The sequence below is a fragment of the Kitasatospora sp. NPDC093558 genome (assembly GCF_040683475.1).
GTDB lineage: Bacteria > Actinomycetota > Actinomycetes > Streptomycetales > Streptomycetaceae > Kitasatospora.
In genome coordinates, this window is record NZ_JBFBDY010000753.1 from 1 (window position 1) to 2,745 (window position 2,745).

The following is a 2,745-nucleotide window of genomic DNA, read 5'->3' on the forward strand; positions in this document are numbered from 1 at the left end:
GTGCAGGCCGGGGTGGGTGGAGCTGGAGGAGACGGAGAAGCCGAGGCCGATGTTGCCGCTCTTGTCCTGGGCGATCGAGCCCATCCAGCGGTACTTGGAGTCCGGCGCGTACGTGCCCTGCTGGTACACCGTCGGGTCGCCGGCGGCGTTCGGGCGCAGCTCGTACCAGCGCACGCCGCCCGAGGTGCCGGCGGCCACGGAGTGGTCGACAACGTAGGACTCGTGGTCGCCGAAGTTGCGGTAGGCGAGGCGGAACATCATCCGGTCGCCGAGCGAGTCGAGCTGCTGGGTGGTGCCGGTCTGCGGGATGCAGGTGCCGGTGCTGCCGCACAGCGGGCTGTAGTTGGCGACGGTGAGGCTGCCAGGGCCGGTGAAGGTGGTGTTCGCCGGGGTGGCCCAGTCGACGTGGAACTTCCAGGTCGCCAGCGAGGTGTTGGTGGTGCCCATGCCGAGGACGAGCTCGGGCTCACCGGCCGGCGGCTGGGTGGTGCTGTCCAGGTCGGCGCCGAGCAGGCCGCCGTACGTGGAGCTGGTGTCGAAGCACTGCTGGGTGGCGGCACCGCCGCTCAGCATCGAATTGCGGTCGTACGCGCAGACCTTGGCCCCGTTGAAGCTGTTGTTCGGGAACATGTTGAAGGTCGTGTAGTACGCGTCCGGCCACACCGACATCTTCGGGTAGTCGGGGAAGGAGTCGTACTGGAAGGCGTACCGGTAGTACGCGCCGGTGGCGTCGTTGGTCTGGGAGACCGCCACGCACTCGTAGTACGGGCCGGAGGTGGAGCGCACGTTGGCGAACTGGCTGATCACCCAACGGTCCGCGGCGCGGTCGTAGCGGACCACCGGGTCACCATCGTTGGTGCTCTCACAGGAGCCGCCGAAGCCGGTGAACAGGGTGTTGATGTTGACCGGGCCGTACAGCGCGCTGCCGGACTTGTTGAACACCGCCAGCTGGGTGTTGACGGTCTGCACGATCTGCGTGGTGGAGACCGCCGCGTTGTCGTCCGACGGCGTGCCGGAGAACGAGAACGTGCCGGACGGGCCGGTGAAGCCGACGCCAATGCCGTCGAAGCTGTTGTTGCTGGGCGCGAGCGACGGGGTCGCGGTCCCCTGCACCACCGGGTCGGGCACACTGCTCAGCGGCGGGTGAGGCAGCTGCTCCTCCGGCCCGTCGTCCTTGTGGTCCTTGTGCGGGTTGCCGACCGCCTTGCCCGGGATGTCCCGCAGTGGCTTGGAGGCGTCATGCTTCACGGCGGGGCCGGACTCGGCGGGCTTGGCCGACGCGGCTGCGGCGGCAACCGGCGCGGCGTGCGCGGCGGTGGTGCCGACGAGGGAGGGGAAGGCGGTCAGGGCCAGGACGGAGCTCGCGGCGAGTATTCGCCGCAGGTGGGCCTGGTCACGGCAATTCCCTTGTGGGGGTGGGGGCCTGGCGGCCCAGGTGGGGGAAGTGGGCACGACGCACCCGATCGATGGGCGTCGACGGCCAACCGATGTGCGGGGAGGAGCAGTTGAGCGGCAGCCACCGACGGGTCGATCAGGCGTGTTCGGCAGCCCTCGGACGACGACACCGGAGCGACCGGCTGCCATCGCTGCGCGACGCTATTGCCGTCGCGCACGGAGGGTCAAGATTCCTGAACGTTCGCTGAGTTCAAGTGGATGACAACTGTATTTTCCGTGTATGGAGGTCTCGACCAGTGCGCCCCGCCCGAGGCCGCTCGACCAGGAACTCAGCCCGGCCCATCACGACAATGCGCGAGCGAAGAACGGGCGTTGACGATGCCGACGTGACGCACGTCACCTCACCAGCCGTACAGGTCGGGAGATCCTGCACGCCATCCGGTCAGACGACGTCGAAGTTGCCGAGACACGCCTCGCCGACACGGGGCAGCCGGTGACGGTGGCGCCGTCCGGGCCGGTGGCGTCCACCGGCACCGGGGTGGCGGGGACGGTCAGGGGGGCGGTGTGGTGTCGATGACCGCAGGCCACAGTCCGGGACGCGCCCTCACGGCCGCGAACTAGCCGCTCCGAGCGTCCGGACCGGTTGCATCGATCGGCGTACCGATGGCCCAGGACGACACCGTTCTCGCTGCACGCGACCGCCGCCCGTGACGGCCCGGCAGAGACCGCCGGGGCCGGCTGCCGATCCAGGCACTTATTGCACATAGTATGCAGATGAAAATCTGTGCAAGAAGGGTTGTGACATGGCGGGATCGCCGGTGGTGCTGGGGATCGAGTCGTCCTGCGACGAGACCGGCGCGGGACTGGTCAGGGACGGTGTCCTGCTCGGGCAAGCGGTGGCGTCCAGCATGGACGAGCACGCCCGATACGGCGGGGTGGTACCGGAGATCGCCGCCCGCGCACACGTCCACGCCATGGCACCGGTGGTGGGCGAGGCCCTCGACCGCGCCGGACTCACCCTTGCCGACGTCGGCGCCGTCGCGGTCACCGCCGGGCCCGGTCTGTCCGGTGCGCTCCAGGTGGGGGTCGCGGCGGCGAAGAGCTACGCGTTCTCGCTCGGCATCCCGCTGTACGGGGTGCACCACCTCGCCGGGCACGTCGCCGCCGCAACACTCGACGGCGGGCCGCTGCCCAACCCGTGCATCGTGCTCATCGTCTCCGGCGGGCACACCTCGCTGCTGCTCGTGCGCGACCTCGCCCGCGACCCGATCGTCCACCTCGGTGACACCCTGGACGACGCGGCCGGCGAGTGCTTCGACAAGGTCGCCCGCATCCTCGGCCTGCCCTACC

General features: G+C 69.7%; 1 protein-coding gene and 1 pseudogene. One reads left to right on the forward strand and one right to left on the reverse strand.

Annotation, left to right across the window (positions count from 1 at the left end; translation table 11 throughout):
• Positions 1 to 1,452, reverse strand: a 1,452-nt coding sequence (locus AB0O00_RS34715) for a hypothetical protein (RefSeq protein ID WP_363658653.1), incomplete at its 3' end; no start/stop codon positions are given.
• A 746-nt stretch (positions 1,453 to 2,198) separates the two neighbouring features.
• On the opposite strand from AB0O00_RS34715, the pseudogene AB0O00_RS34720 reads away from it, so the two are divergent.
• Positions 2,199 to 2,745, forward strand: a pseudogene (locus tag AB0O00_RS34720) (tRNA (adenosine(37)-N6)-threonylcarbamoyltransferase complex transferase subunit TsaD); the annotation flags it as partial.